The following is a 2,772-nucleotide window of genomic DNA, read 5'->3' on the forward strand; positions in this document are numbered from 1 at the left end:
CCGATCTGAACTCCTACCGCCGCCTGCAAGCCGACCTGCGCGAAGTCGAGGCTGGTTTGCGGAGCATCCCCAAGGACGCGCCCGAGGGCTGGATGCGTGACTTGCGCCGGCAAGCCTTTGAGCGCGCCTGTGCCGAGCATCCCGGCAACCCCGAAAGCACCGCCTACGACGAGCACCACGTCACCGACCAAGACCGCACCGAATACCTGGCCCTGCGCCGCGAGTGCGGCGTGTAAGCCTAGCATGATTTCGTCCTACCAATTCCGCCGTGGCAACCTTACGGCAACGCTGTACCACGGCGACAGCGATGTCGCTGTATGGAAACAGCCGCCAAAACTCCGCCCGGTAATGGCCGGTGCGGAGCCTTTTTTATGACCCGCAAACAGCTTCGCAAGATTGTGCCTTGGTTAGAGTGCAATTTTTATGATACCGAAAACAATAATCCATCTGCTATCGGGCGGACTCGACTCTGTAACGATGCTCTACGATCTCACAAATCAGGGTCACAACGTCCACGCCCTGCTTTTTGATTACAAGCAACGCCACGCGCAAGAACTCCAATTTGCAATAACGCACGCGAAGCGGGCGGGAGTGCTGTGGACGCGAATGGAACTTCCGCAACTCGGTGGACTGAATGAGCAATCGTGGATAGTGCCGAACCGCAATGCCATCTTCTTGAGCGTGGCTGTGAATGTCGCGTGCCAGGCTGGTGCTGACACCGTAACCATCGGGTGTAACGAAGCCGACGCTGAATACTTCCCCGATTGCCGCAAGGCATTTCTGGACGCGATGAATGCCGCTGTGAAATCGGCGGGCTATGACGTGGAAATCTGCGCCCCATATCTCGACAAATCAAAAACGTGGATAGCTCGTCTGGCTTCAGACTTCCGAATCCGTCCGAATGAAATCTGGACGTGCTACCAACCGACTAAAACCGGCCCGTGCGGAAAATGTCCGGCCTGCAAGAAACTAGAATCTGCAATCGCGTGATGCTCATCATGGGACAATCCAATCGCATCTGGCACTACTGGGCTGGGAAGCATCCCGGCGCGGTAGGTGTCCTGATTGGCCCATCCTATGGCAAGAAAGTCCCCGTGGATAAGTGGATGCCGTTCGTGCTGGACAATGACGCGTTTACGGCGTGGCGCGACAAGAAACTGTGGGACGTGGAAGCGTGGCGCGAGATGCTGCGCTGGATACGCATGACCGGACTAAAGCCGCTGTGGGCGGCTGTGCCTGATGTGGTGGCGAACCGCGAAGCAACGCTCGCCAACTGGCCGATATACCGCGACGAAATCAAGTCTCTCGGCTGGCCTGCGGCGTTCTGTGTGCAGGACAGTATGACGCCAGACGACGTGCCGGATGATGCTGACGTGGTGTTTGTGGGAGGAAGCGACGGCTGGAAGTTCCCGAATCTTGAAATGTGGACTAGCAACTTCCCGCGTGTCCATTGCGCCCGCGTGAACGCTCCGCAAATGATCGAATCATGCGAGCGGCTAGGATGTGAATCTGTGGACGGAACTGGATGGTTTCGTGACCCATCAAGGCCAGACAAAGTGCCTGCGCTTGAGCGGTTCATCGAAGGACACCGAAACAAAACTCCCGAATTACAGTGGACGGTCGCAACACGGCCAAGCGAACAAAACAGATGACCCGCAAACAGCTTCGCAAGATTGTCGCCAAGATTGATCGGGCCGTCCGCAACGGCTGGCGACATGGCTTGGGGTGGGTGGGTCAATGGTCGAGAAGGCGGCAGGCATAATGTCCAACCAACCCGTCATCATTAGGCACGGCAACGCGCTATGCACGCTCTACCACGGCGACAGCGCAGACGTGCTGCCGACACTTGCGCCGGTGGATGCTGTTGTCTGCGATCCACCGTACGGAATCCGGTTCATGAATCGGTCTTGGGATTACGACGTGCCAAGCGTTGACCTCTGGCGCGTCGTGCTCGCCGCGTGCAAGCCGGGGGCGCATCTGTTGAGCTTCGCTGGAACGCGGACGCAACACCGGATGGCGGTGAACATCGAGGACGCAGGGTTTGAGATAAGGGACATGATTGCGTGGGTGTATGGCAGCGGGTTCCCCAAGTCGCTTGATGTGTCAAAGGCGATTGACAAGGCGGCAGGAGCCGAGCGGGAGGTTGTGGGACGATACAGCGACAACGGAAGGAAGTGCCCGAAGCACCAGAACACGCACGCAACATGGGAAGGCGATGCAATGGTGGACATCACCGCACCCGCGACCGACGCCGCGAAGCAATGGCAAGGCTGGGGCACGGCGTTGAAGCCCGCGCTGGAGCCTATCACCGTCGCACGCAAGCCGCTAGTCGGCACGGTGGCCGAGAATGTCCTGACGCACGGCACGGGGGCAATAAACGTGGATGGGTGCAGGGTGGGGACGACGGTAGAAACGTGGCCGAAGTCGCGCAGCTATGCGCCCGGGCAAATCCAGCCCGGAGGCAAAGGCGAAACGATGGCGACAGGCGATGTCCCGCCCGGACGCTGGCCCGCCAACCTCATCCACGACGGCAGCGACGAGGTGGTGGGGTTGTTTCCGGTGACGGGGCCGAGCAAGGCGAGCGCGAGAAACAACGGAGAGTTCAAGAGCGTGGCGAAGGGGCGCGACCTTCCCCATGTTACTTTTGGACACGAAGACGCAGGAGGATCCGCCGCCCGCTTCTTCTACACGGCAAAGGCGTCGGGCGAAGACCGGGGCAACCATACCAAGTCCGCGCTCCCGCTGTTTGGCGTCGGCGAGGAAAGCTGGCGC

Annotated in this window: 2 protein-coding genes and 1 pseudogene; all 3 read left to right on the forward strand. The window is 59.6% G+C overall.

What is annotated here, in order from left to right; genetic code table 11:
* Positions 1-423: 423 nt before the first annotated feature.
* The 3 genes and pseudogenes from FJ147_28185 to FJ147_28195 all read left to right on the forward strand — a co-directional run bounded on the left by FJ147_28185 (position 424) and on the right by FJ147_28195 (position 2,094).
* Positions 424-990 carry a 7-cyano-7-deazaguanine synthase gene (locus tag FJ147_28185; GenBank protein MBM4259763.1) on the forward strand — a complete coding sequence of 189 codons (567 nt, stop codon included), beginning with the start codon at positions 424-426 and terminating at the stop codon, positions 988-990.
* Between the two features lie 8 nt (positions 991-998).
* Positions 999-1,652, forward strand: coding sequence for a hypothetical protein (locus tag FJ147_28190; GenBank protein MBM4259764.1), 654 nt, complete (start codon positions 999-1,001; stop codon positions 1,650-1,652).
* Between the two features lie 202 nt (positions 1,653-1,854).
* Positions 1,855-2,094: pseudogene (locus FJ147_28195) on the forward strand (site-specific DNA-methyltransferase).
* The last annotated feature ends 678 nt before the right edge of the window (positions 2,095-2,772 follow it).

The organism is Deltaproteobacteria bacterium (assembly GCA_016874775.1).
Taxonomy (GTDB): Bacteria; Desulfobacterota; Binatia; order Bin18; family Bin18; genus VGTJ01.